Below are 24,465 nucleotides of genomic sequence, written 5' to 3' on the forward strand. Positions count from 1 at the left end.
TCGATCTCCTTGGGGTCCGAGAGCCGGTGTCCTCGACGGCCGCATGCATGGACGGGGTTCACATTCGTGGACACGCTAGGGAGGGGTGCCGTGCCTCGTCAAGTGTGCCCCGCCAGGGGGAAATCCGCTGCTCTGTTGCCCGTTCTCCGGCTTGACCCGCCGCAATTGCGGCCCTTAGCGTGAGGCTGTTCAGAAATATAGACACTGGTCAGAAACATGCACTGTCAGGGAGCGCCTGTGACGCCAGCCCCTCTCGCCGCCCGGCTCCGCGATCCGCGCGGGCCGCTCTTCTTCCCCGTCACGGCCTACGGCCCCGACGGCTCGCTCGACCTCGACGTCTACCGCACCCATGTGCGCCGGGGCGTCGAGGCCGGAGCCGCCGCCGTCTTCGCCGCCTGCGGCACCGGGGAGTTCCACGCGCTGCTGCCGGAGGAGTTCGAGGCCTGCGTCCGCGCGGCCGTCGAGGCCGCCGACGGGCGCGTCCCGGTCGTCGCGGGCGCCGGATACGGCACCGCCCTCGCCGTCCGCTACGCCCGCCTCGCCGAGGGAGCGGGCGCCGACGGCCTCCTCGCCATGCCGCCGTACCTCGTGCTCGCCGGCCAGGAGGGCCTGCTGCGGCACTACCGGGAGGTCGCCGCGGCCACCGCCCTGCCGGTCGTCGTCTACCAGCGCGACAACGCGGTCTTCACCCCGGAGACCGTCGTCGAGCTCGCCCGCACCGACGGCGTCGTCGGTCTCAAGGACGGCCTCGGCGACCTCGACCTGATGCAGCGCGTCGTCAGCGCCGTCCGCACCGAGGTCCCCGGCGACTTCCTGTACTTCAACGGCCTGCCCACCGCCGAGCAGACCCAGCTCGCCTACCGCGCGCTCGGCATCACCCTGTACTCCTCCGCGGTGTTCTGCTTCGCACCGGAGATCGCCCTCGCCTTCCACCGCGCCCTGCGCACCGGCGACCTGCCCCTCGCCCACCGCCTGCTGGACGGCTTCTACGGCCCGTTCGCCGACCTGCGCGCCCACGGCCGCGGCTACGCCGTGTCCCTGGTCAAGGCGGGCGTACGGCTGCGCGGCCTGGACGTCGGCGAGGTCCGGCCCCCGCTGCACGAACCGGCCGAGGACCACGTCAAACAACTCGCCCGGCTGATCGAGCGCGGGCAGGCGCTGCTGGAGGAGGACGCGTGAGGACCTCGGCGTTCGTCTACCCCTGGGACGTCAACGGAGACCCGGAGGCGCCCGCGCGCATCGCCGGTCTCGGGATCGAGCAGGTCACCCTCGCCGCCGCCTACCACTCCACCCGCGCGCTGACCCCGCGCCACCCCCGGCGCCGCGTCGTCACCGCCGAGTACGCGGCCGTCCTCTACCCGCCCGGCGACCGCTGGGCGGGCCGGGGCCTGCGCCCCTACCCGGCCGGCCGCTGGGCCCCCGGCGACGCCTACGCCGACGCCGCCGGGGCCCTGGCCGCGGCCGGCCTGGAGGTGCACACCTGGGTCGTCCTCGCCCACAACTCCCGCATGGGCGCCGAACACCCCGACACCTCCGTGGTCAACGCCTACGGCGACCGCTACCCGTGGGCGCCCTGCATCGCCCAGCCCGGCACCCGCGCGTACCTGACCGACCTGGCCGCCGAGGCCGCCGTACGCCCCGGCGCACGCGGCACCGAACTGGAGTCCCTCGGCTGGTACGGGCTCCAGCACCTGCACGCCCACGACAAGACCGCCGGCGTGGCCCTCGGGGAGGCCGGGCAGTACCTGATGTCCCTGTGCTTCTGCCCGTCCTGCCGGGACGGCTACGGCGAAGGGGGCCTGGACGCCGACGCGCTGGCCGCCGCCGTACGCGAGGCGCTGGAACCGCTGTGGCGGGGCACGGCCGACGACACCGGCTGGCCGGCGGTGGAGAAGCTGCTCGGCGAGGAGACGGCCGCGGCCACGCGCGCCTGGCGGGACACCACCGCCCGCACCCTCCAGGAGGAGGCCGTCGCCGCCGTGCGCGCCGCCGCGCCCCGGGGCTTCCGGGTGCTGCTGCACGCCGACCCGGTCTCCTACCACTGCGGGGCGAACGCGGGCGTCGACCCCGCCCACATCCTGTCCGTGGCCGACGGCGTCGTGGTGCCCTGCACCGGCGGTACGGCCCTGCTGGCGCCGTTCGCCGCCGCGGCCCGGGAGGGGACGGTACTGGCCGCCAACCTCACGGTCGTCAGCGGCATGGGCGGCAGCCCCGGCACGCTCGCGGCGGACGCGGCCCGGGCCCGGGCCGAGGGCGCGACCGAACTGCGGCTGTACCACGCCGGGCTGGCGTCGGACGAGGACCTGGCGGCGGTCCGGGCGGGGCTGTCGGCTCTCTGAGGGCGGGGGCGGGGGCGGGGGCGTTCGTAAGGCCCCCACCCCCGCCCTCCGGCGCAACGGTGTCAGTGCGTCAGAACCCCTTGACCCGCCACTCCTGCGAGTCGTTGCCGGTCTTCGACCACAGGGTCAGATAGGTACCGTCGTCCAGCGAGTCCCCCTTGGGCGTGACGGCCTTGCCGAGGCGGTTGGTCACGGCACCCCCGTCCTGCTTGAACAGCTGTGACGCGTTGCCGTTGCAGGTCCACAGGGTCAGTACGGCGCCGTTGGTGTCCTCCGCGTCGGCCTGCGGGGTCAGGCACTTGCCGCTCGCCTTGTGGACGAGGCGGCCGTCCTGGAAGGCCCACCGCTGGCTCTCGGACCCGATGCAGTGCCAGACCGTGACGATGGTCCCGTTGGCGGTGCCGTCGCCCTTGGGCGTCGCACACGTGAAGCCGGGCTTGGTGAAGTTGGACATCCACCCCCAGCCGTCTACCGCCGCCCCGGCGGACGGGTTGATGGAGAACACCACACGCTTGGGGCCGACCCCATACGGGGGGTCCTTCTCCGCGAGGGCTTCGTTGAGGCCCCACAGACGCCCGGCGTTCGGATCCCAGGAAAGACTCTCGGTCAGCCCCGGCGCCTGCGTGAGGACGTGTGTTGCCTCACCCTCCGCCGCCACGTGGACGCACGAGTAGCCCGAGGGCCAGGACGACGGGCAATCGCCGCTCAGGTAGAAGTGCGTGCCGTCGGTGGCCGCGCCCTGCACGCTGAGGACCGGGTCGGCGTAGTAACCGCGGGAGGACGAGGTCACCTTGGCGGGGAGCTGGGTGCCCAGTTGTGCCAGCGGCCAGCGCACGATGCGCGCCCCGGTGTTCTTGCCGATGTTCTCCACGGAGACCAGGCTGGACGTCGACCGGTCGACGCTCAGGCCGCTCAGGCACAGCACGTCCTTGGCCGGGCCGCAGGTCCGCACGCCCGCGCCGAACGGCTGGGGATCGGTGTCGGTGACGGCGCCCGGCTTGGTGGTGTAGCGGGCCAGCAGCGGCAGGGCCCACCTGTGCCAGCGGGCGGAGGCGCGCCCTCCGCTCATTCCGGTGTCGGCACCGCCCGCATCGCTCGTGTCGTTCATGCTCCACAGGTGGCTGAGGTCGTACACCTGCAGTTCCACGCCGTTGGCCACGAAGAGCCGGTTGCCGTACCAGGCGATCCCGTCCGCGTGCGACTTGTAGGACAGCTCCTTGAAGTTGCCCCGCACCGGTTCCACCAGCGCCACGTGCCCGTACGTCACCTGGTCACCGGTCGACTGGGTGATCGAGATCCGGGTGTACTGCTCGTTTGGAGCACCGGTTGCGGAATCGAACTTGCCGTAATACCACGAGGCGATGTACAGGTGCCGGCCCTGGTACAGGCCGTCCGCGTAGGCGTCGTGCGAGCCGGTGAACCCCTGCGGCATCCAGCCGCCGTCCCCGACGTCGTACCGGGAAGTGTCGTCGTCGCGGTCCCAGCAGAAACCGTCGTAGGCCAGCGCGCCGTTGAGCCCGGTGCCGTGGCACAAGTGGGCGATTCCGGTGCGGGAGCCCAGGACGTCGGTGACGGCCGCCCTCGCGACACCGGCCGACTCCGCCGACTCGATCAGGGGCTCCTTGTCACCGTCGACTCGCGTCAGGGTGAAGTCGGCGTCGAAAGACGTCAACTGGGAGGCCGCCTGGGCGGGCTGTGCGGGAAGCAGCAGACCGGCGGCCAGGGCCGCGCCGGCCACCGGGGTCAGGACACGCCGTACGTGTTCGAACAATCGTTTCACGGCGGACAAGTCAACCACGCCGCGGCCGGGGAGCCCTCGCGGTTTTCGCCGGGCCCCCGGCCGCGAACCGTAGGCGGCCGGTCCTCCGCTCCCGGCGGCCCCGTCAGTCCAGGATCGTGGCGATGCCGCGGCGGCGGAGGTCGGCCAGCGCGTCGCGCATGGCCTCGATCTGCTCGGGGGAGTGGCCGGTCCAGTCCCTCAGCTCCGACACGACACGCACGGGCTCGCGCGTGCGGTAGGAACGGGTGGGGTTGCCGGGGAACTTCTTGTCGGTGACGTTGGGGTCGTCCTCCAGGGTGCCGGTCGGCTCCACCACGTAGATCCGGCCCGGCCCCTCGCCGGCCGCCAGCTCGGCGCCCCAGGCGGCGGCGTCCAGCGTCTCGGAGACGTAGACGTGACGGGATGTGCGACCCTCCTCGTAGTTGGACGCGTGACCGGGGGTCAGCACGTCCCCCGGAGCGAGGTCCGCCTTCGTCCCGTGCAGACAGGTCCCCGCCTCGTACACCTGGAAGGGGACAGGGGTGCTGGTCATGGGGGTGCTCCTCAGTCCTCGGCTCGGGAGGACAGGGAATCACGGCGGCTGCCGGAACCGCACACGAGGGGCGCGGTCCGCTTCCCCTCCCGTGAAACGGAACCCCCGTCACCGCAACTTCCTTTGTCAGAAGCATTGACGAAGCTTCCGGCCGCTCCTACCTTCAACGCGTCGTACTTCGTACGTCATATATGAGACGCGATATGTGAGATCCGAGAGGGCCGCATGACCTCTGTGCCCACGCCGATCCCGTCCCGCACGCAATACGTGCTGGACGCGATCAAACACCGCATCCTCACCGGGCAGTTGACGCCCGGTCAGGCACTGGTCGAGACGGAACTGGCCGCGCAGTTCGGGGTGTCCAAGACCCCGGTGCGCGAGGCGCTGAAGACCCTCGCCGGAACCGGTCTGGTCGTGATGAGCCAGTACAAGGGCGTCACGGTGCGCATGGTGGACGCGGACATGGCGCGCGAGGTGTACGACGTACGGCTGCTGCTGGAGCCGGAGGCGCTGCGCCGGGCCGTGACCAAGGGCTCCTCCCTCGACGCCGCCCGCTCCGCGCTGGCCCGCGCCGACGACGCCACCGACACCGCCGAACGCTCGCTGGCCAACCGCGAGTTCCACCGCGCCCTGTACCTGCCGTGCGGCAACCCGCTGCTCGCCCGGATGCTGGACCAGGTCCGCGACCAGGCCGCCCTCGTCTCCGCCGTCGCCTGGGCCACCGACCCCTCCTGGGAGCGGGAGGCCGCCGAGCACCGGGAGATCCTGCGCCTCGCGCTGGACGGCGACGCGGACGGGGCCGCCGGCGCCCTGCACGCCCACATCGCGTCCTTCGTCCACCGGGCGTTCCCCGAGCCCCTCCCCACGGAAGGTGAGCAATGAGCAGCGTGACCTTCGAGGCCCAACGGGCGGCCCTGGCCGACGTGGTGGCCATCCCGGTGACCCCCTTCGCCGCGGACGGCACCGTCGACACCGCCACCCACCGGGCGCTGCTGCGTCGCCTGCTCGACGGCGGGGTCACCACCCTCACCCCGAACGGCAACACCGGCGAGTTCTACGCCCTCACCCCCGAGGAGCGCCGGCTGGTCGCCGAGATCACCGTGGCCGAGGCCGGCGACCGCGCCGTGATCCTGGCCGGCGTGGGCCACGACCTGCCCACCGCGATCGCCTCCGCCCGGTACGCCCGCGACCTCGGCGCGCAGATGGTCATGGTCCACCAGCCGGTGCACCCCTACGTGTCCGCGGCCGGCTGGGTCGACTACCACCGCGCCATCGCCGAGGCCGTCCCCGAGCTGGGCGTCGTGCCGTACATCCGCAACGCGCAGCTGCCCGGTGCCCGGCTCGCCGAACTCGCCGGCCACTGCCCGAACGTCATCGGCGTGAAGTACGCCGTCCCGGACGCCGCCCACTTCGCGGCCTTCGCCCGCGACGCCGGTCTGGACCGCTTCGTCTGGGTGGCCGGACTCGCCGAACCGTACGCCCCCTCCTACTTCTCCGCGGGCGCCACCGGCTTCACCTCCGGGCTGGTCAACGTCGCCCCGGCCGTCTCCCGGAACATGCTGGACGCCCTGCGCGCCGGCGACTACCCGGCCGCCATGAAGGTCTGGGAGCAGATCCGCCGCTTCGAGGAACTGCGCGCCGCGCAGGGCAGCGCCAACAACGTCACCGTCGTCAAGGAGGCCCTCGCCGCGCTCGGCCTGTGCCGCCGGGACGTCCGCCCGCCCAGCAGGCCGCTGCCCGAGGACGAGCGCGCCGAGGTCGCCGCCATCGCCGCCGGATGGTCCATGTGAACGCAACCCCCAAGCGGCCCGAGGAACTGCGCAGCCACCAGTGGTACGGCACCGACGGGCTGCGGTCCTTCAGCCACCGCGCCCGCACCCGCCAGCTCGGCTATCTGCCCGAGGAACACCTGGGCAAGCCGGTCATCGCCATCCTCAACACCTGGTCCGACATCAACCCCTGCCACGTCCACCTGCGCGACCGCGCCCAGGCCGTCAAGCGCGGCGTGTGGCAGGCGGGCGGCTTCCCGCTGGAGTTCCCGGTCTCCACCCTCAGCGAGACCTTCCAGAAGCCGACCCCCATGCTCTACCGCAACCTGCTCGCCATGGAGACCGAGGAACTGCTGCGCTCCTACCCGGTCGACGGGGCGGTGCTCATGGGCGGCTGCGACAAGTCGACGCCCGCGCTGCTGATGGGCGCGGCCTCCGTCGACCTGCCCGCCGTGTTCGTGCCGGCCGGCCCGATGCTCCCGGGCCACTGGCGCGGCGAGGTCCTCGGCTCCGGCACCGACATGTGGAAGTACTGGGACGACAAGCGGGCCGGCCTCATCGGCGACTGCGAACTGGCCGAGCTGGAGAGCGGCCTGGCGCGCTCGCCCGGCCACTGCATGACGATGGGCACGGCGTCCACGCTCACCGCCGCCGCCGAGGCGCTCGGGGTGACCGTGCCGGGCGCGTCCAGCATCCCGGCGGTGGACTCCGGGCACGACCGGATGGCGGCGAAGGCGGGCATGACCGCCGTCGACCTCGTCCACCGGGACCGCAGGCTGTCCCACCTCCTCACCCGGGAGGCCTTCGAGGACGCCGTCACCACCGTGCTCGGCCTCGGCGGCTCCACCAACGCGGTGATCCACCTCATCGCCATGGCCGGCCGGGCCGGGGTCCGGCTCACCCTGGACGACTTCGACCGCATCGCCCGCACCGTCCCGGTCCTCGCCAACGTCCGTCCCGGCGGACAGAAGTACCTGATGGAGGACTTCCACTTCGCCGGCGGCCTGCCCGGGTTCCTCTCCCGGATCACCGACCTGCTCCACCTGGAGCGTCCGACGGTGTGCCACGACACCCTGCGCGAGCAGATACGCGGCGCCCGGGTCCACGACGGCGACGTCATCCGCACCCGGGACAACCCGGTCGCGAGCGAGGGCGGGGTCGCCGTGCTGCGCGGCAACCTCTGCCCGGACGGCGCGGTCATCAAGCACATCGCCGCCGAGCCGCACCTGCTCAGGCACACCGGCCCGGCCGTCGTCTTCGACGACTACAAGACCATGCAGCGCACCATCAACGACCCCGCGCTCGGCATCACCGCCGACAGCGTCCTGGTGCTGCGCAACGCCGGCCCCAAGGGCGGCCCGGGCATGCCCGAGTACGGCATGCTGCCCATCCCCGACCACCTGCTGAAGCAGGGGGTGCGGGACATGGTCCGGATCTCCGACGCCCGGATGAGCGGCACGAGTTACGGCGCGTGCGTCCTGCACGTGGCCCCCGAGTCCTACGTCGGCGGCCCCCTGGCCCTGGTGCGCACCGGGGACCTCATCACGCTCGACGTCGGGGCGCGCACGCTCCGGCTCGACGTGGACGACGCGGAGCTGGAGCGCCGCAGGGCCGAGTGGACACCGCCGCCCGTGCGCTACGAACGCGGCTACGGCGCGCTCTACAGCGAGCAGATCACCCAGGCGGACACCGGCTGCGACTTCGAGTTCCTCGCCCGGTCCGGCACGGTGCAGGACCCCTACGCGGGCTGAACCGCCCTCGCCACGACCCCATGCGGTCGAGATCCCGAACATCGATCGGAAAGCGCTTCACCGAGAACGGAGAACAGTCATGGCCCAAGCCGCAGCCGTGGCGAAGCCGCCCGCGCCACCCCGGCGGCGCCGTGCCTCCGCGACCCCGCGCAGGCTGCCGTATCTGCTGATCGCCCCGGCGGCCCTGCTGATGCTGGGTTTCATCGCCTACCCGGTGCTCAGCGTCTTCTACTACAGCCTGCAGAACTACAACCCCACCAAACCCTGGCGGAACGGCTTCGCGGGCCTGGACAACTTCACCCACGCGTTCGCCCACGACCCGCAGTTCTGGGACACCCTGACCTTCAGCGCCAAGTGGGTCGTGGTGGAAGTCGGGCTGCAGCTGCTGTGCGGTCTCGCCCTGGCGCTCATCGTCAACCAGACCTTCGTGGGCCGGGCCGTGGGCCGCGCGCTCGTCTTCTCGCCCTGGGCCGTCTCCGGCGTGCTGACCTCCGCCATTTGGGTGCTGCTCTACAACTCCCAGACCGGCATCAGCCGTTACCTCGCCGACGCGGGCCTCGGCTCCTACGGCACCAGCTGGCTGTCGGACACCTCCACGGTGTTCCCGGCGGTGGTGGTCGCCGACCTGTGGCGCGGGGTGCCGTTCTTCGCGATCCTCATCCTCGCCGACCTCCAGTCCGTCTCCAAGGACCTGTACGAGGCCGCCGAGGTCGACGGGGCGAGCCGGCTCAAGCAGTTCTGGCACATCACCCTGCCCCACCTGAAGGACGCCATCGTCCTGTCCACGCTGCTGCGCGCGGTGTGGGAGTTCAACAACGTCGACCTGCTCTACACCCTGACCGGCGGCGGCCCGGCCGGCGAGACCACCACCCTGCCGCTGTACATCGCCAACACGTCCGTCGACGCCCACAACTTCGGCTACGCCTCCGCCCTCACCACGGTGGCGTTCGTGATCCTGCTCTTCTGCTCGATCGTCTATCTGCGGCTGAGCAAGTTCGGAGGTGAGTCCAGGTGATCACCGAGATCGCTCCCGCTCCCGACCGCGTGGCGGCCGAGCCCGCCCGGCCCGGCGGGAAGCGCCGCGCCTGGGACGAGGTCCCGCGCTGGCAGATCTACGTCCCGCTCTCCGTCTACCTGCTGTTCACGCTGATCCCCTTCTACTGGATCCTGCTCTTCGCGCTCCGCCCGGCCGGCTCCACCTCCCTGGTGCCCTGGCCGATGACCTTCGAGCACTTCGAGAAGGTGTGGACCGAGCGCAGCTTCGGCACCTACTTCACCAACAGCGTCTACGTCGGCCTCGCCACCCTGGTGCTGACCACCGTCGTCGCCCTGGCCGGCGGCTACGCGCTCGCCCGCTTCGAGTTCCGCCTCAAGCGCGGCTTCATGCTGGCGCTGCTGTGCTCGCAGTTCGTGCCGGGCGCGCTGCTGCTGGTCCCGCTGTTCCAGATCTTCGCCAACCTGCGGATGATCAACTCCCTGGGCAGCGTGGTCATCGCCGAGACCGTCTTCCAGTTGCCGCTGTCGATGATCCTGATCAGCGGGTTCATCCGGAACGTGCCGTACTCCCTGGAGGAGGCCGCCTGGGTGGACGGCTGCAACCGCCTGACCGGTTTCCGGATCGTGGTGCTGCCGCTGCTGCGGCCCGGGCTGATCGCCGTCGGCTCCTTCGCCTTCGTGCACGCCTGGAACCACTTCCTGTTCGCCCTGATGTTCCTCTCCGACCAGGGCAAGCAGACCATCCCGGTCGGCCTCAACACCCTGATGAGCGCCGACAGCGTCGACCTGGGCGCCCTGGCGGCGGGCGGCATCATCGCGGCCGTGCCCGTGGTGATCGTGTTCGCCTTCATCCAGAAGTGGCTGATCACCGGCTTCAGCGCGGGGGCGGTGAAGGGATGAGGCCCGGGGGAGGCCGTCCGGTCGGCCTGCTCGCCCTTGGCCCCGCCTGCGACCGTGGCGGCGAGCGCGACCTGACGGGGGACGCCGGCCGGACGCCCGTCCCGCACGGGAGGACCGACAGCGCGGCGGCGGCCCACCGGGCCGTGGCGCGCGGCGCGGGCGCGGGGAGGATCCCATGACCGTACCCGTCGTCCTCGCGGGCGCCCGCGGTCACGGCCGCTGGCATCTGGACAACATCCGCCGGCTCCAGGCCCGGGGCGTGGTGCGGCTCGCCGGGATCTGCGAACTGACCCCGCTCACCGGGGCGGAGATCCCCGACGGCCTGGGCACACCGGAGCAGTCCGCCGACCTCGGCGCGCTCCTGGACACCACCGGCGCGCGGATCGCCGTGATCTGCACGCCCATCCCCACCCACACCGAACTGGCCCTGACCGCCGCCGCGCGGGGTGTGCACCTGCTGCTGGAGAAGCCCCCCGCGCCCTCCTACGCCGAGTTCCGCCGCATGGCCGACGGGGTCGCGAAGGCGGGGGTGGCCTGCCAGATCGGCTTCCAGTCGCTCGGCTCGCACGCGGTGCCCGCGATCCGGCGCCTGATCGCCGAGGGCGCCATCGGGCGGGTCGCCGGGGTCGGCGCGGCCGGGGCCTGGGCCCGGGACGAGGCCTACTACCGGCGGGCGCCCTGGGCGGGCCGGCGGCGGCTGAACGGCGCCGACGTGGTCGACGGGGTCCTCACCAACCCCCTCGCGCACGCCGTCGCCACCGGCCTCGCCGTGCTCGGCACCACCCGCGCCGAGGACGTCACCGGCATCGAGACCGAACTGCTGCGCGCCAACGCCATCGAGTCCGACGACACCTCCTGCGTCCGCGTGCGCACCCCGCGCGGACCGGTCACGGTCGCCGCGACCCTGTGCGCCGAGCATCCCGGCGAGCCGTATGTGCTGGTGCACGGCGACGCCGGCCGGATCACCTTCTGGTACAAGCAGGACCGGGTGCTGCTCCAGCGCACCGGGCACGGCCCGGAGGAGACCGAGTACGGCCGCACGGACCTGCTGGAGAACCTGGCCGGCCACCTGGAACACGGCACCGGGCTGCTGGTGCCGCCGGACCGGACCGGCGCCTTCATGCGGGTCGTCGAGGCGATCCGCTCCGCCCCGGACCCGGCGCCGCTGCCGGACACCGCCTGGCGGCTGCTGCCGGACGAACGGCGCCGGATCGTGCCCGGCGTCGACGGCCTGGTCGCGGCGGCGGCCGACACCCTCGCCCTCTACTCCGAACTGGGCGCCCCCTGGGCCCCGCCGAACGAGGTGAGTACCTGATGACAGCCCACGACAGCCTGGTCCTGCGGGCCGCGGGACGCCCGGTCGGCCGCTATGTCACCCGGCCCGAACTGCCCGCCCGGCTCGCCCCGCGCCCCTATCTGCACCCCGTCACCACCCTGGCCGGCACACCGGTCACCGAGGTGAGCCCCGCCGACCACGCCCACCACCTCGGCGTCGGTGTCGCCGTTCCCGACGTCGAGGGGCACAACTTCTGGGGCGGCCGGACCTTCGTGCGCGACCGGGGGCCGACCGAACTGGACAACCACGGCGCCCAGCGGCACACCGGCTTCCAGCTGTGCGACCCCGACGGCTTCGTGGAGGAACTGCGCTGGGTCGCCGCCGGCACCGAGCTGCTGCGCGAGCGCCGCACGGTCGCGGCCACCGGGCTCACCGGGTCCGCCTGGGCGCTGGACTTCACCTTCTCCCTCACCAACGTCACCCCCGGCCCGCTGTCCCTCGGCAGCCCCGCCACCAACGGCCGGCCCGGCGCGGCCTACGGCGGCTTCTTCTGGCGGGCCCGCAAGGAGTCCCGGCCCCCGGAGGTCTTCACCGCCGACCGGGAGGGCGAGGCCGAGACGCACGGCGCCCGTGCCGACTGGCTCGCGCTGGCCGGCGCGGACTGGACGCTGGCGTTCGCCGGGGCCACCGACGGCACCCGCCGCGACCCCTGGTTCGTCCGGGCCGCCGAGTACCCCGGCGTGGGCTCCTCGCTGGCGCACACCGAACGGCTGGCCGTCGCGCCCGGCGAGACCCTCGTCCGCCGGATCGTCACCGTCGTCGCCGACGGCCGCCCGGCCCGCGACGAGGTGGCCGCCCTGGTCCGCAAGGCGGTGGCCCAGTGACCGCGACCTACCGCAACCCGGTGCTGAACGCCGACTGGTCCGACCCGGACGTGGTCCGCGTCGGCGACGACTTCTACCTCACCGCCTCCAGCTTCGGCCGCGTCCCCGGACTGCCCCTGCTGCACTCCCGGAACCTGGTCGACTGGACCCTCGTCGGCCACGCCCTCGAACGCCTGGAACCGGAGGAGGAATTCGCGCTGCCCCGGCACGACCGCGGGGTCTGGGCGCCCTCCATCCGGCACCACGACGACCGCTTCTGGATCTTCTGGGGCGACCCCGACCAGGGCATCTTCCAGGTCAACGCCCCCGAGATCAGGGGCCCGTGGACCCGGCCGCACCTGGTCAAGGCGGGCAAGGGCCTGATCGACCCGTGCCCGCTGTGGGACGACGAGAGCGGTGAGGCCTACCTCGTGCACGCCTGGGCCAAGTCCCGCTCCGGCGTCAAGAACCGCCTCACCGGCCACCGGATGCACCCCGACGCCACCTCGCTGCTCGACGAGGGCAAGGTGATCGTCGACGGCGACCGCGTCCCCGGCTGGTTCACCCTGGAAGGGCCCAAGCTCTACCGGCACGACGGCTGGTTCTGGATCCTCGCCCCCGCCGGGGGAGTGGAGACCGGCTGGCAGGGGGCGTTCCGCTCGCGCGGGTTCTTCGGCCCGTACGAGGAGCGGATCGTGCTGGAGCAGAAGGACACCGACGTCAACGGCCCCCACCAGGGCGGCTGGGTGCGCACCGCGGCCGGCGAGGACTGGTTCCTGCACTTCCAGCAGCGCGGCCCCTACGGCAGGGTGGTCCACCTCCAGCCGATGCGCTGGGGGAGGGACCACTGGCCGGTCATCGGGGACGAGGGCGCCCCCGTCGCCGTACACCGGCGGCCCGCCCTGCCGCCGCAGCCGCCCGCCGCGCCCGCCACCGACGACGACTTCCCCGGCGGCCGGTACGGCCGGCAGTGGCAGTGGACCGCCAACCCCGGCGACGGCTGGGCCACCCAGCACTCCGGGGACGGGCTGCGGCTCGCCTGCGTCCGCTCCGCCGACGCCCAGGACCCGCGGAAACTGCCGAACGTCCTCACCCAGCGGCTGCCCGGGCTGCCCGGCACGGCCGAGGTCGAGCTGCGGCTGGACGCCGGCGAGCCGGGCGCCCGCGCGGGACTCGTGGTGCTCGGGGACGCCTTCTCCTGGATCGGGCTGGAGCGCGGGGCCGACGGCACGGTCCGGCTCGTGCACCGGTTCGGGGAGACGGTCGCCGAGCGGGAGCGCGACGCCGGGGTGCCGTGCGCCGCGCCCGAGGGCCGGGCACGGCTGCGGATCGAGACCGGACCCGGGGCGCGCTGCCGGTTCTCCTACGACACCGGGGACGGCTTCCGCCCCTCCGGCCCGGTCTTCGCCGCCACGCCCTGGCGCTGGGTCGGCGCCCTGCTCGGCCTGTTCGCCGTCGCACCCGAGGGGCCCGGGCACGCGGGCTCGGCGACCTTCACCCGGTTCCGGATCACGCCCCTGTAGTTCCTGAAGAAGCCCTGTTGGGAGCCGCAATGACGCACATCCCTGGCAAGCGCTTGCCCCGGCCGGCCACCGTCCTGGCCGCCGTGGCCGCCCTCGCCGCCACCTTCGCCCCCGGACCGGCGGGCCGGGCGGAGGCTGCGGAACCGGCGGTGGCCGCCGCCCCGGCACAGCCCCCCGGGCCGGCCGCCGGGCCCTTCGACGACCGGCCGCACGGCTTCGCCTCGCTGGCCGGCGGCACCACCGGCGGCGCCGGCGGCCGGGTCGTCACCGTCACCGACCAGGCGTCCCTCGCCCGCTACGCGTCGGCCCCGGAGCCGTACGTCATCCGGGTCGCCGGATCGATCGCGGTGGAGCCCTTCGGCTCGGACATCGCGGTCGCCTCGGACAAGACCATCGTCGGCGTCGGCGACACCGGCGAGATCGTCCACGGCGAACTGCACCTGGACGGCACGCACAACGTCGTCATCCGCAACCTGACGATCCGGGACTCCTACGTCGAGGGCGACTGGGACGGCAAGACCACCGACTTCGACGCCCTCCAGATGGACGGCGCCGACCACGTCTGGATCGACCACAACCGCTTCACGCACATGGGCGACGGGCTGCTCGACATCCGCAAGGACAGCCAGTACGTCACCGTCTCCTGGAACCGGTTCACGCACCACAACAAGGCGCTCGGCATCGGCTGGACGAGCAACGTGCGCAGCCAGATCACCATCGACCACAACTGGTTCTCCGGCACCAAGCAGCGCAACCCGTCCGCCGACAACTGCGCCTACGCGCACCTGTACAACAACTATCTGTCGGGCCAGGTGGCCGACGGCGACCCGGTGTGGACGTACGGCAACTGGTCGCGCGGACGGACGAAGATGGTCATCGAGAACAGTTACTACGACGGTGTCCAGCACCCCTACCAGGCCGACGCCACGGCCGAGCTGGTGCAGCGCGGATCGATCCTGAGGAACACCGGCGGGCGCACCGACGAGCACGGCACCGGCTTCGACCCGCACGCCTTCTACGCCTACCGGCCGGACCCGGCCGCCGCCGTCCCCGCCCTGGTCAAGCGCTTCTCCGGCCCGCAGGAGCGGATCGGCGCCGTGCCGCGCGTGCCGGACGACCGGGCGCCGTACGCCCGCCGCTGACCCGTCCCACGACTTCGCACCGACCCCCACACCCGTTGTCCCCGCCCGATCCAGCAGAAGAGAGCCGACCAATGACAAGCAGCATCCACACCCGCGGAAGCAGGCGCGCCGCCCTGGCCGCGGCCCTGGGCGCCGTCCTCGCGCTGACCGCCACCGCCTGCGGCGACGACGGCAGCGGCAGCGCGGGACAGAAGGGGAACGAGGGGTCCGGCAAGGGCGAGATCACCTTCTGGGACAACAACGGCGGGGTCCGCACCGACGTCTGGAAGCAGATCATCGCCGACTTCGAGGCCAAGTACCCCGACATCAAGGTCAAGTACGTCGGCATCCCCGCCGCGAGCGTGCAGTCCAAGTACGACACCGCCATCCAGGGCGGCGGCCTGCCGGACGTCGGCGGCGTCGGCACCGCGATGCTCGCCGAGGTCGCCGCGCAGGGCGCGCTGGAGCCGCTGGACCAGCGGCTCTCCTCCAGCCCGCTCGGCGGCACGCTCAACGCCAAGTTCCTGGAGAGCGTCAAGGCGGCCGGCGGGGACGGCAAGACGTACACGGTGCCGACGTCCGCGAACAACGGCACGCTGTGGTACCGGACCGACCTGTTCGGCGCGGCCGGGCTGGAGCCGCCGACCACCTGGACGAAGTTCTACAAGGCCGCCGGCAAGCTCACCGACAAGGACAAGAACGCCTTCGGTTACACCATCCGCGGCGGTGAGGGCTCCATCGCCCAGGCCCTGGACGCCATGTACGGGCAGAGCGGCATCACGTCCTTCTGGAACGGCGACAAGACCACCGTCAACGACCCGAAGAACGTGGCCGCGCTGGAGAAGTACACCGGGCTGTACAAGAAGAACACCCCGGCCGCCGACGTCAACAACGACTTCACCAAGATGGTCGCCCAGTGGGACTCCGGCACGATCGGGATGCTCAGCCACAACCTGGGCTCCTACGCCGACCACGAGAAGGCGCTGAAGGGCAAGTTCCGGGGCATCCCCAGCCCGACCCTGGACGACGGGACGCGGGTGCAGGTGTCCAACCCGGTCGACGGGCTCGCCCTGTTCAAGCCGGGCAAGAACAAGGCCGCCGCCTGGAAGTTCATCGAGTTCGCCGCCTCGCACGAGTCGAACAGCAAGTGGAACGAGTCGGCCGGGTCGGTGCCGGCCAACACGGAGGCGGCGAAGGACGCCTGGGTGCGGGCCAACGAGCCGACGAAGCTGGCGACCGAGGCGCTGGACGGGGCCGGCACGAAGATCGTTCAGCTGCCGTACTACCTGCCCGACTGGAACACCATTTCCAAGGCCGACAACGAGCCGAACTTCCAGAAGGTGCTGCTCGGCAAGATGAGCGCGAAGGAATTCCTGGACCTGCTGGCCGACCAGCTGAACAAGGCACAGGAGGACTGGAAGCAGAACCACTGAGAGTCCACTCGGATGGTCGCGGGGGCGGGGAACCGCCGGCCGGTGACGGGCCGGTCGCGCGTTTCCCCGCGCCCCCCGACCGAGACACAGGTGAAAGGCGCAGGTTGTGTCCCTTACGCGCAGACAGGTCACGTCCGCCGCGATCGCCGCGGTCCCGCTGGCCCGGCGTTCGCCGAAAGACGCTCGCCGCCTCTACATCGCCGGTGATTCGACGGCCGCTGTGAAATACGCCGACGCCGCCCCCGAGACCGGCTGGGGAATGGCGCTGCCCTTCTTCCTCCACAAGGAGCTGGAGGTCGTCGACCACGCGGTGAACGGACGGAGTTCGAAGAGCTTCGTCGACGAAGGCCGGCTGGACGCCCTTCTCGCCGAGATCCGGCGCGGGGATCTGCTGGTCGTCCAGTTCGGGCACAACGACGAGAAGGCCACCGACCCCACCCGCTCCACCGAGCCGTGGACGACGTACCAGGGGTATCTGCGGCTGTATCTGGACGGGGCCCGCGCGCGTGGTGCCCGGCCCGTCCTCGCCACCTCCGTGGAACGCCGCAGGTTCGACGCCGGGGGCACCGCCCAGCCCACCCACGGCGACTACCCGGCGGCCATGCGGGCGCTCGCCGGGGAGGAGAAGGTCGCGCTGCTCGACATCGAGGCGCTGTCGCTCGCGCTGTGGCAGCGGCTCGGCCCGGAGGAGACGAAGACCTACTTCAACTGGACCGCCACCGAGCAGGACAACACGCACTTCAACCCGCCGGGCGCCATCGCCGTGGCGCGGCTGGTGGCGCGGGAGCTGCTGCGCACCCGGGTGCTGGCCCGGCCCGACGTCCGCCGGCTGGACGAGGACGTCCCGGCGTCCTGGATCACCTGGCCGCCCGCCCCCGCGCCCTGACCAGCGCTCACCGAGCCACCGGACCACCGATCCACCGATCCACCGATCCACCGAGGAGAGCCGCACAGTGCGTACCCATAGATGTCATGGACGGGTCATGAGTGCCCTGGTGGGCGCCACCGCCCTCGTCCTCGCCGTCACCGGCACCGCGTCCGCGCACCCCGCCCACCACGCCGGCCCCGAGCGGCAGACCTTGCCCGCCCGGGACGGCTGGGCCGCGTACGGCACCGGGACGACCGGCGGGGCCGCCGCCGACCCCGCGCACGTCTACACCGTCGGTACCTGGGAGCAGTTCAAGGCCGCCCTCGCCGACGGCGGCAGCGCCCCGAAGATCGTCCGGGTGAAGGGCACCCTCGACGCCGACGGCCCCGGCTGCGACGCGTTCGCGGTGCCCGGCTACGACTTCGACGCCTATCTGAAGACCTACGACCCGGCGGTGTGGGGCCGTACCAAGACCCTCGACGCCGAGCCCGACGACAGCCCCGAGGGCCTGCGCCGCGCCTCGGCCGCCCGCCAGGACGCCTTCATCAAGGCGGCCGTCCCCGCCAACACCACCATCGTCGGTGTCGGCCGCGACGCCGGGTTCAAGGGCGCCAGCCTCCAGATCAAGGGCGTCGACAACGTCATCGTGCGCAACCTGGCCTTCGAGAGCCCCCTCGACTGCTTCCCGCAGTGGGACCCGACCGACACCGCCGACGGCAACTGGAACTCCGAGTACGACAGCGCCGTGGTGTACGGCTCGACCCATGTGTGGATGGACCACAACACCTTCACCGACGGCGAGCACCCGGACAGTACCCTGCCGTCGTACTACGGCCGGATCTACCAGCAGCACGACGGCGAACTGGACGTCGTCAAGGGCGCGGACTACGTCACCGCCTCCTGGAACGTCTTCGAGGACCACGACAAGACGATCCTCGTCGGCAACAGCGACAGCGCGGCCACCGCCGCCGTCGACCGCGGGCACCTGAAGGTCACCTTCCACCACAACCTGTTCCGGAACCTGGTCGAGCGGGCCCCGCGCGTCCGCTTCGGGCAGGTGGACTCGTACAACAACCACTTCGTCGCCGGCGACGGCTACTCCTACACCTACGGCATCGGCCTGGAGTCCCAACTGGTCGCCGAGCACAACGCGTTCACCCTGCCGGACGGTGCCCGGGCCGGAGCGGTGCTGAAGAAGTGGAAGGACGCCCCGGTCACCGCCGCCGACAACCACGTCAACGGCCGGCCGGTGGATCTCCTCGCCGTCCACAACGCGGAGGTGCCCGGCGAGGTCCTGCGGTCCGGGGCCGGCTGGACGCCGAGCCTGCGCACCAGGGTGGACCGGCCGCAGGCCGTCCCCGGCATCGTCGGCCACCACGCGGGCGCCGGACGCCTGCGCTGACCTTTTGGCCGGGGCGTGTCCCGCCCCGGTCACCCGAGAGGGAGGACGCCCATGCCCTTGACCCGACGAGGTCTCCTCACCGCGAGCACCGGAGCCGCCGCCGCGCTCGCCCTGACACCCGCCCCGGCACACGCCCGCCCCCGCCCCTTCGGCCGCTACGGCTCCCCGGCCCGCCGCCTCACCCCGGACACCCTGTACGTCGACCCGCACGGCCGGGGCGACTTCTCCTCCGTCCAGGCCGCGGTCACCGCCGCCACCGGCACCGGCCGGACCCTGGTCATCGCCCCGGGCACCTACCGCGAGACGGTCGCCGTCGACCCCGGCCGCACGGAGATGACCTGGATCGGCGCCGGCGAGGACCCGCGGGAGGTGGTGATCGTCCACGACAACGCCGCCGGCACCCCGGCACCCGGTGGCGGCACCCACGGCACCAGCGGCTCGGCGACGGTCACCGTCCAGGCCGACGGGTTCACCGCCCACCGGATCACCTTCGCCAACGACTGGCTGCGCGCCGACCACCCCGGCACCACCGGCACCCAGGCCGTCGCCCTCAAGGCGCAGGGCGACCGGAACGCCTTCCGGCACTGCCGCTTCCTCGGCCACCAGGACACCCTGTACGCCGACTCCACGGTCCTGTCCGCCTTCGCCCGGCAGTACTACGCGCACTGCTACGCCGAGGGAGACGTCGACTTCGTCTTCGGCCGGGCCGCCGCCGTGTTCGAGCACTGCCACTTCCGCACCCTGGACCGCACGGACCTGCCCGCCGCGCCCTACGGCTTCGTCTTCGCGCCCTCCACCGCCCGGGCCAACCCGCACGGCTTCCTGGTCACCCGGAGCCGGGTCACCAGCGAGGCCCCGGACGCCTCCTACAAGCTGGCCCGGCCCTGGGTGCCCAGCTCCGACCCCACCGCCCACCCGATGCTCACCGTCCGCGACACCCGGCTCGGCCCCGGCATCGACCCGGTCGCCCCCTACGCCAGCATGCGGGACGCCTACCCGTGGCAGTCCATGCGCTTCGGGGAGTACCGCAACTCCGGGCCCGGCGCGGTGGTGAGCGTGCCCGCCGACCGGCCGCAGCTCACCGCCGCCGAGGCCGCGCGGCACACCCCGGCCGCCTGGCTCGGTGACTGGGACCCCCGGCGACGCTCGCGCATGTCGATCGGGTGAGCGCGGGCACGGCCGGAGCCGGCCGGCCCTAGGAGGGGACGTGCGGGGCGAAGTCGCCGGCCACCGCGTAGGTGCGCCCGCCGGCCGTCCCCGTCATGACATAGCCGTCGTCCTTCGCGTCCCGCCCCCCGCGGGCGTGGTCGTACTGCCCGGCGAACACCCACTCGCCGGCCGGCACCGTACGCCCCCGCCGCAGCGTCCACGTGTAGACGACGAACCCGTCCTTTTCCACGACGCGCTGGGCGAAGTCCGCCTCGGGCAGCGAGCGCCAGGCGCCCGTGGAGGTCACCCCGCCGGTCTGCGCGATCCGCAACTCCACGGTGAGGGACGTGAGCCGGTCCGACGTCTTCAGGGTCAGGTTGCTCTGCGCCCAGAAGCCGTTGCTGTGCGGGTCGACCGAGCCGTCCGACCACAGGGGGCCGCTCCGCTCGGCACGGGCCGGCGGCGGCGCGGCCGGGGCGGTGGCCCCCGGGGTGGCGGAGGCGGGGGAGGAGGGCGAGGAGGACGGCGCCCGGGAGGGGGCGCCGGGCGTCCCGCCGGGCGTCGGGCGGGCCGTGCGGACGGGGGGTGCCGGGGCCGTGGTGCGCTGCGGGGACCCGCTGGGCGTCGGCGAGGCCGCCACCGTCCGGCGGGCCGGCGGCTCGTCCTTCACCGCGGACGCCACCGCGTAGCCGCCGACCGCGAGCACACCGGCCACCGCGGCCGTCGCGGAGGCCACCCGGAACCACCCCACCACCGGCGGGCGCACGGCGCGGTGGCCGGGGCGGGACGGCTCGGCCATGCCGCGCTCCACCCGGGCCAGGATGCGTGCGCGGTCCGGTTCATGGGCCCCGGCCGCCTCGTGCAGCCGGGCGCGCAGCTCGTCGTGCACGTCCTGCCGCCTCATCGGTTCCTTCCTCCGCTCTCCCCGCCCCGGGCCGCCATCGCCGCGTGCACCCACCGCGGGTCGCCCTGCGGGCCGAGCAGTCGCTGGAGTTCGGCCATGCCCTTGGACGTCTGGCTCTTAACCGTACCCACCGAGATCCCGAGCGCGAGCGCGGTGTCCTTCTCCGACAGGTCGAACGCGTGCCGGAGCACCACACACGCCCGCTTCCGGAACGGCAGTCGGCGCAGCGCCCCTTGGACGTCCACCACGCCGGCGACGTCCGGGTTCTCCGTCCGCTCCTCGCCGCGCGGCCAGAACAGGGCGATCCGCCGCCGCTCGCGCACCGCGCCGCGGATGCGGGTGCGGGCCAGGTTGGCGACCACGCCCCGCGCGTACGCCACCGGACGGTCGGCCGCGCGCACCCGGTCCCAGCGGTGCCACAGGGCCAGCAGGGCGTCGGCCGCCAGGTCGTCGGCGGCGTCCGGCTCGCCGGTCAGCAGGTGGGCGAGGCGGGCCAGTTCGGCGTAGTGCCGTTCGAAGAAGGTATGGAACTCCACGGAGGCTGCGTCGTCGACGACTGTGCCCACGGGTGACCTCTTCTCGATACGCGCTCTGGAGGTGAGTGTCATGTGAATGACATGCGAGAAGTCCAGGGAGGCCCGGACGGAGATCCGGAAGCGTAGCAGTGATCGTTTACGTGTTCTCGTACGGGGGGCCGGACGGTGTATGACGGACCGAACCCGTTGAGGGAACACGGAAATGACCCGAAGAGGGTTCACAAGGAAGGGGAAACAGGGGGGATCCGCGCCGGACGGGGCCGGGGGAGTGGGTGGCGCCCCGCCCCCCGCCGGGGCGCCACGGACGGGGCTACTTCAGCGCCGCCTGCATCATGGCCCGGGCCACGGGCGCCGCCAGGCCGTTGCCGCTCACCTCGGAGCGGGCCGCGTCGGACTGCTCCACCATCACCGCGACGGCCACTTCCTTGCCGTCGCCGTCCGACTTGCCGTACGAGGTGAACCAGGCGTACGGCGTCTTGCTGTTGTTCTCGCCGTGCTGCGCGGTGCCGGTCTTGCCGCCGACGGTCACCCCGTCGATCAGCGCGTTGGTGCCGGTGCCGTCCTTCACCACCGTCACCATCGCCGACTGGAGCTGCTCGGCGGTGGCGGAGCTGATGATCTCCGAGGTGCCGGTGTCGTCGTCGTAGTCCTTCAGCACGTCGCCGCCGCTGTCGGTGATCCGCGCGACCATGTGCGGCGAGGCCAGCTTGCCGTCGTTGGCGATGACCGCCGAGACCATGGCCATCTGCAGCGGGGTGGCGGTGACGTCGAACTGGCCGATGCCGGACAGGGCCGTCTGCGCCTTGTCCATGCCGGAGGGGTAGACGCTCGGGTAGGCGCGCACCGGGACGTCCCGCTCCTCGTCGTTGAAGCCGAACTTCTCGGCCATGTCCCTGACCTTGTCCTGCCCCAGCTCGACGGCCATGTGGCCGAAGACGTTGTTGCACGAGTAGCGCAGGGCGACCCGGATGGAGGCGTTCTCGCACGGCGCCGACGTGTTCTCGTTCTTCAGCGGGAGCACCGTGCCCGGCATGACGTACGGATCGGGGCTGTCGGTGGGTTCGTCCACGTCCTTGTACAGCCCGTCCTCCAGCGCGGCGGCGGCGACGACCAGCTTGAACGTCGAGCCGGGCGGCAGCGGCTGGCGCAGCGCGCGGTTGGTGAGCGGCTTGTCCTCGTCCGCGTTGAGCGCCTTCCACGCCGTGCCCGCGGTGCTCGCGTCGGTGAGCGCGGAGGGGTCGTACGACGGCGTCGAGACCACGGCGAGGATCTTCCCGGTCTTCGGGTCGATCGCGACGGCCCCGCCCTTCTTGCCGCCCAGCGCGCGATAGCCCGCCTTCTGCACGGCCGGGTCGATGGTCGTGATGACGTCGCCCGGGTCGGCGCGCTCCCCGGTGACGGTGTCCATCACGGTCTTGAGCTGGTTGTCCGTGCCGTTGAGCAGGTCCTTGTAGATGCCCTCCAGCTGGGTGGGGGCGTAGGCCTGCGAGGCATAGCCCGTCACCGCGGCGTACAGCTCGCCGTCCGTGTACGTCCGCTTGTACGCGAGGTCGCTTCCCTTCGTCCGCGCGGAACCGGTGATCGCGTCCCCGGCCACGATGATGTTCCCCAGGGGACGCGAGTACGTCGCGATCACGTTCCGCCGGTTGTCGTTGTCGTCCGCGAGGGCCTGGCCGTCGTACACCTGCAGCCACGTCGCCCTGACCAGCAGGGCGAGCACGAGCAGCAGCGCGAAGACGGACGCCCGCCTGATCGTCTTGTTCATCCCGCCCGGAAGACGAGCGGACCGGGGGTGAACGTTCCCGTACGCCCCGTTTTTTCATCCCGCTTTCAGGAAGCGGCCCGGCGCCGCGCCCGGGAGGGGAGTGCCGCCGGCCGTCAGGAAGCCGCCCGTCCGGGCCGGTCCGCGCCGCCCTCCAGGACGAGGACGACCTCCTCGATCTCCCGGCCCCGCGCGTTCGCGAACCCCCGCGCCCGGGCCGCCTCGCGGAACCCGCACTTCTCCAGCACGCGCAGCGATCCCGCGTTGTCCGCCGCCGCCCGCGCGTACAGCGGCCGTTCGGGGACCTCCGCGAGCAGGGCCCGCAGCGCGGCCGTCGCCACGCCCCGGCCCCAGTACGCGCGGTCGATCCAGTACGTCACCTCGCGCTCGCCGGCCACCCCGTAGACGGCGGCGTTGCCCGCCACCACCCCGTCGGCCAGGACGGTGCGCAGCACGGCGCAGGTGGCGCGCAGCCGCCGCCAGTAGACCGCGAAGGCCTCCGGGCAGGAGGGGTCCTCCGGGCCGAACGCGGCCATCCGGACGGCCTCCGGGTCGGTCATCTGGCGGTGGAACACCGGCACGTCACTGTCCCGGACGGCGCGCAGCGCGATCTTCATGCGGCCGAGCCTACGGCCCCCCGGCTCACAGGCGCCGGGTCGCCAGTGTCAGCCGGTCCCGGGCGTCGAACAGCGCGTCCTTGATCATCTGCTCGTGGGCCGGGGTCAGCCGGGCCACCGGGACCGAGCAGCTGATGGCGTCCCGGGCGGGCGTGCGGTACGGGATGGCCACGCCGAAGCAGCGCAGGCCCAGCGTGTTCTCCTCGCGGTCGACGGCGAAGCCCTGCTCCCGGACCTGGTGCAGCTCCTCGATGAGCCGCTCCCGGTCGGTGAGGGTGTGCTCGGTGAGCGCGGGCAGCGTCTCGGGCAGCAGCTTGCGCACCTGCTCGTCGGTGTAGGTGGCGAGGATCGCCTTGCCGAGGGAGGTGGAGTGGGCGGGCAGCCGGCGGCCGACCCGGGTGAAGGGCCGCAGGTAGTGCTGGGACTGGCGGGTGGCCAGGTACACCACGTTGGTGCCGTCGAGCCGGGCCAGGTGGATGGTCTCCGTGGTGTCGTCGGAGAGCCGGTCCAGGGTGGGCCGGGCGGCGGCCACCACCTCGTCGCCGTCGATGTAGGAGGTGCCCACGAGCAGCGCCCGCACCCCGATGCCGTACCGCGTGCCCGTGGCGTCGGTCTCCACCCAGCCCAGCTCCACCAGCGTGCGCAGCAGCATGTAGAGGCTGGACTTGGGATAGCCCACGGCCTCCTGGACGGCCGCGAGGGAGTGCATACCGGGCCGGCCGGCGAAGTACTCGAGCAGTTCCACGGTCCGTACCGCGGACTTGACCTGCGCCCCGCCCCCTGTGTCGCCTGCCGTCATCGCCCTTGACCCCTTCGTTCGACGAGGACCTCAGATATATAGTCTCAGCAGCGTTCATCATCAGAGACGGCGTTCAGTATATCGAACGCGGCGAGGGGTGACGCGCATGGTTCGGGATAGTGCGGCCTTTTTGGGAGGGACCCGC

At 72.5% G+C, this 24,465-nt stretch carries 21 protein-coding genes and 1 pseudogene; 15 read left to right on the forward strand and 7 right to left on the reverse strand.

All coding sequences use genetic code 11. The annotated features are described in order from the left end of the window. The first annotated feature begins 237 nt into the window (after nucleotides 1-237). Both ACZ4W9_RS19570 and ACZ4W9_RS19575 read left to right on the forward strand, forming a co-directional pair. A complete protein-coding gene (locus tag ACZ4W9_RS19570) occupies nucleotides 238-1,179 on the forward strand; it encodes a 5-dehydro-4-deoxyglucarate dehydratase (protein WP_467937329.1) in 942 nt (313 codons plus the stop codon). Continuing rightward, nucleotides 1,176-2,339 carry a hypothetical protein gene (locus ACZ4W9_RS19575; RefSeq protein WP_467937331.1) on the forward strand — a complete coding sequence of 388 codons (1,164 nt, stop codon included), beginning with the start codon at nucleotides 1,176-1,178 and terminating at the stop codon, nucleotides 2,337-2,339. Before ACZ4W9_RS19570 ends, ACZ4W9_RS19575 begins: the two co-directional genes overlap by 4 nt. A 70-nt stretch (nucleotides 2,340-2,409) precedes the next feature. Here the strand turns inward: ACZ4W9_RS19575 and ACZ4W9_RS19580 are convergent, their stop codons facing one another. Beyond that, the gene (locus ACZ4W9_RS19580) at nucleotides 2,410-4,119 is read right to left on the reverse strand and encodes an RICIN domain-containing protein (protein ID WP_467937333.1); all 1,710 of its coding nucleotides are present in this window, start codon (nucleotides 4,117-4,119) and stop codon (nucleotides 2,410-2,412) included. Between the two features lie 103 nt (nucleotides 4,120-4,222). Further along, a complete protein-coding gene (gene arr / locus ACZ4W9_RS19585; RefSeq protein WP_467937335.1) occupies nucleotides 4,223-4,651 on the reverse strand; it encodes an NAD(+)--rifampin ADP-ribosyltransferase in 429 nt (142 codons plus the stop codon). 225 nt (nucleotides 4,652-4,876) lie between these two features. Between arr and ACZ4W9_RS19590 the strand changes: the two genes are divergently transcribed. The 13 genes and pseudogenes from ACZ4W9_RS19590 (at nucleotide 4,877) to ACZ4W9_RS19650 (ending at nucleotide 19,720) form a co-directional block, all read left to right on the forward strand. Then, entirely contained in the window at nucleotides 4,877-5,533 is a 657-nt protein-coding gene (locus ACZ4W9_RS19590; RefSeq protein WP_467937337.1) for a GntR family transcriptional regulator, read from the forward strand. Next, on the forward strand, nucleotides 5,530-6,441 hold the full coding sequence (locus tag ACZ4W9_RS19595) for a dihydrodipicolinate synthase family protein (protein ID WP_467937339.1): 912 nt from the start codon (nucleotides 5,530-5,532) through the stop codon (nucleotides 6,439-6,441). Before ACZ4W9_RS19590 ends, ACZ4W9_RS19595 begins: the two co-directional genes overlap by 4 nt. Next, nucleotides 6,438-8,171 carry an L-arabinonate dehydratase gene (gene araD, locus ACZ4W9_RS19600; RefSeq protein WP_467937341.1) on the forward strand — a complete coding sequence of 578 codons (1,734 nt, stop codon included), beginning with the start codon at nucleotides 6,438-6,440 and terminating at the stop codon, nucleotides 8,169-8,171. Before ACZ4W9_RS19595 ends, araD begins: the two co-directional genes overlap by 4 nt. Before the next feature lie 79 nt (nucleotides 8,172-8,250). After that, nucleotides 8,251-9,186: a carbohydrate ABC transporter permease gene (locus ACZ4W9_RS19605; RefSeq protein ID WP_467937343.1), complete on the forward strand. Its 936-nt coding sequence runs from the start codon at nucleotides 8,251-8,253 to the stop codon at nucleotides 9,184-9,186. Next, nucleotides 9,183-10,067 carry a carbohydrate ABC transporter permease gene (locus ACZ4W9_RS19610; RefSeq protein WP_467937345.1) on the forward strand — a complete coding sequence of 295 codons (885 nt, stop codon included), beginning with the start codon at nucleotides 9,183-9,185 and terminating at the stop codon, nucleotides 10,065-10,067. The genes ACZ4W9_RS19605 and ACZ4W9_RS19610 overlap by 4 nt, the downstream gene beginning before the upstream one ends. Nucleotides 10,068-10,242: 175 nt before the next feature. Beyond that, the gene (locus ACZ4W9_RS19615) at nucleotides 10,243-11,382 is read left to right on the forward strand and encodes a Gfo/Idh/MocA family protein (protein ID WP_467937347.1); all 1,140 of its coding nucleotides are present in this window, start codon (nucleotides 10,243-10,245) and stop codon (nucleotides 11,380-11,382) included. Next, entirely contained in the window at nucleotides 11,382-12,227 is an 846-nt protein-coding gene (locus ACZ4W9_RS19620; protein WP_467937349.1) for a DUF6807 domain-containing protein, read from the forward strand. Before ACZ4W9_RS19615 ends, ACZ4W9_RS19620 begins: the two co-directional genes overlap by 1 nt. Continuing rightward, entirely contained in the window at nucleotides 12,224-13,729 is a 1,506-nt protein-coding gene (locus ACZ4W9_RS19625; RefSeq protein ID WP_467937351.1) for a glycoside hydrolase family 43 protein, read from the forward strand. Before ACZ4W9_RS19620 ends, ACZ4W9_RS19625 begins: the two co-directional genes overlap by 4 nt. A gap of 29 nt (nucleotides 13,730-13,758) precedes the next feature. Further along, a pseudogene (locus ACZ4W9_RS19630) lies at nucleotides 13,759-14,853 on the forward strand (pectate lyase family protein); the annotation flags it as partial. Between the two features lie 89 nt (nucleotides 14,854-14,942). Then, nucleotides 14,943-16,283: an ABC transporter substrate-binding protein gene (locus ACZ4W9_RS19635; RefSeq protein WP_467937353.1), complete on the forward strand. Its 1,341-nt coding sequence runs from the start codon at nucleotides 14,943-14,945 to the stop codon at nucleotides 16,281-16,283. A 106-nt stretch (nucleotides 16,284-16,389) separates the two neighbouring features. Beyond that, nucleotides 16,390-17,169 (forward strand): rhamnogalacturonan acetylesterase, encoded by a 780-nt coding sequence (locus tag ACZ4W9_RS19640; protein ID WP_467937355.1) that lies wholly within the window; start codon nucleotides 16,390-16,392, stop codon nucleotides 17,167-17,169. Nucleotides 17,170-17,266: 97 nt separating this feature from the next. Then, nucleotides 17,267-18,553 (forward strand): pectate lyase family protein, encoded by a 1,287-nt coding sequence (locus ACZ4W9_RS19645; RefSeq protein WP_467937357.1) that lies wholly within the window; start codon nucleotides 17,267-17,269, stop codon nucleotides 18,551-18,553. Between the two features lie 51 nt (nucleotides 18,554-18,604). Then, nucleotides 18,605-19,720, forward strand: a complete 1,116-nt coding sequence (locus ACZ4W9_RS19650; RefSeq protein WP_467937359.1) for a pectinesterase family protein — start codon at nucleotides 18,605-18,607, stop codon at nucleotides 19,718-19,720. Nucleotides 19,721-19,748: 28 nt separating this feature from the next. Here the strand turns inward: ACZ4W9_RS19650 and ACZ4W9_RS19655 are convergent, their stop codons facing one another. The 5 genes from ACZ4W9_RS19655 to ACZ4W9_RS19675 form a co-directional block, all read right to left on the reverse strand. Further along, nucleotides 19,749-20,606 carry a hypothetical protein gene (locus ACZ4W9_RS19655; RefSeq protein WP_467937361.1) on the reverse strand — a complete coding sequence of 286 codons (858 nt, stop codon included), beginning with the start codon at nucleotides 20,604-20,606 and terminating at the stop codon, nucleotides 19,749-19,751. After that, complete coding sequence (locus ACZ4W9_RS19660; protein ID WP_467937363.1) at nucleotides 20,603-21,172, reverse strand: SigE family RNA polymerase sigma factor; 570 nt, start codon at nucleotides 21,170-21,172, stop codon at nucleotides 20,603-20,605. Before ACZ4W9_RS19660 ends, ACZ4W9_RS19655 begins: the two co-directional genes overlap by 4 nt. Nucleotides 21,173-21,452: 280 nt before the next feature. After that, nucleotides 21,453-22,907 (reverse strand): peptidoglycan D,D-transpeptidase FtsI family protein, encoded by a 1,455-nt coding sequence (locus ACZ4W9_RS19665; protein ID WP_467937365.1) that lies wholly within the window; start codon nucleotides 22,905-22,907, stop codon nucleotides 21,453-21,455. 113 nt (nucleotides 22,908-23,020) lie between these two features. Continuing rightward, nucleotides 23,021-23,521: a GNAT family N-acetyltransferase gene (locus ACZ4W9_RS19670; RefSeq protein WP_467937367.1), complete on the reverse strand. Its 501-nt coding sequence runs from the start codon at nucleotides 23,519-23,521 to the stop codon at nucleotides 23,021-23,023. Nucleotides 23,522-23,546: 25 nt separating this feature from the next. Continuing rightward, nucleotides 23,547-24,320 (reverse strand): IclR family transcriptional regulator, encoded by a 774-nt coding sequence (locus tag ACZ4W9_RS19675; RefSeq protein WP_392076441.1) that lies wholly within the window; start codon nucleotides 24,318-24,320, stop codon nucleotides 23,547-23,549. Between the last annotated feature and the right edge of the window lie 145 nt (nucleotides 24,321-24,465).

The sequence above is a fragment of the Streptomyces sp. NPDC029296 genome (assembly GCF_055569255.1).

Bases quoted from the DNA above. Each gene is read 5' to 3' on its own strand.
- arr (WP_467937335.1), bottom strand. From the start codon at position 4,651: ATGACCAGCACCCCTGTCCCCTTCCAGGTGTACGAGGCGGGGACCTGT.
- ACZ4W9_RS19590 (WP_467937337.1), top strand. From the start codon at position 4,877: ATGACCTCTGTGCCCACGCCGATCCCGTCCCGCACGCAATACGTGCTG.
- ACZ4W9_RS19595 (WP_467937339.1), top strand. From the start codon at position 5,530: ATGAGCAGCGTGACCTTCGAGGCCCAACGGGCGGCCCTGGCCGACGTG.
- ACZ4W9_RS19605 (WP_467937343.1), top strand. From the start codon at position 8,251: ATGGCCCAAGCCGCAGCCGTGGCGAAGCCGCCCGCGCCACCCCGGCGG.
- ACZ4W9_RS19615 (WP_467937347.1), top strand. From the start codon at position 10,243: ATGACCGTACCCGTCGTCCTCGCGGGCGCCCGCGGTCACGGCCGCTGG.
- ACZ4W9_RS19620 (WP_467937349.1), top strand. From the start codon at position 11,382: ATGACAGCCCACGACAGCCTGGTCCTGCGGGCCGCGGGACGCCCGGTC.
- ACZ4W9_RS19635 (WP_467937353.1), top strand. From the start codon at position 14,943: ATGACAAGCAGCATCCACACCCGCGGAAGCAGGCGCGCCGCCCTGGCC.
- ACZ4W9_RS19645 (WP_467937357.1), top strand. From the start codon at position 17,267: ATGAGTGCCCTGGTGGGCGCCACCGCCCTCGTCCTCGCCGTCACCGGC.
- ACZ4W9_RS19650 (WP_467937359.1), top strand. From the start codon at position 18,605: ATGCCCTTGACCCGACGAGGTCTCCTCACCGCGAGCACCGGAGCCGCC.
- ACZ4W9_RS19655 (WP_467937361.1), bottom strand. From the start codon at position 20,606: ATGAGGCGGCAGGACGTGCACGACGAGCTGCGCGCCCGGCTGCACGAG.
- ACZ4W9_RS19665 (WP_467937365.1), bottom strand. From the start codon at position 22,907: ATGAACAAGACGATCAGGCGGGCGTCCGTCTTCGCGCTGCTGCTCGTG.
- ACZ4W9_RS19670 (WP_467937367.1), bottom strand. From the start codon at position 23,521: ATGAAGATCGCGCTGCGCGCCGTCCGGGACAGTGACGTGCCGGTGTTC.
- ACZ4W9_RS19675 (WP_392076441.1), bottom strand. From the start codon at position 24,320: ATGACGGCAGGCGACACAGGGGGCGGGGCGCAGGTCAAGTCCGCGGTA.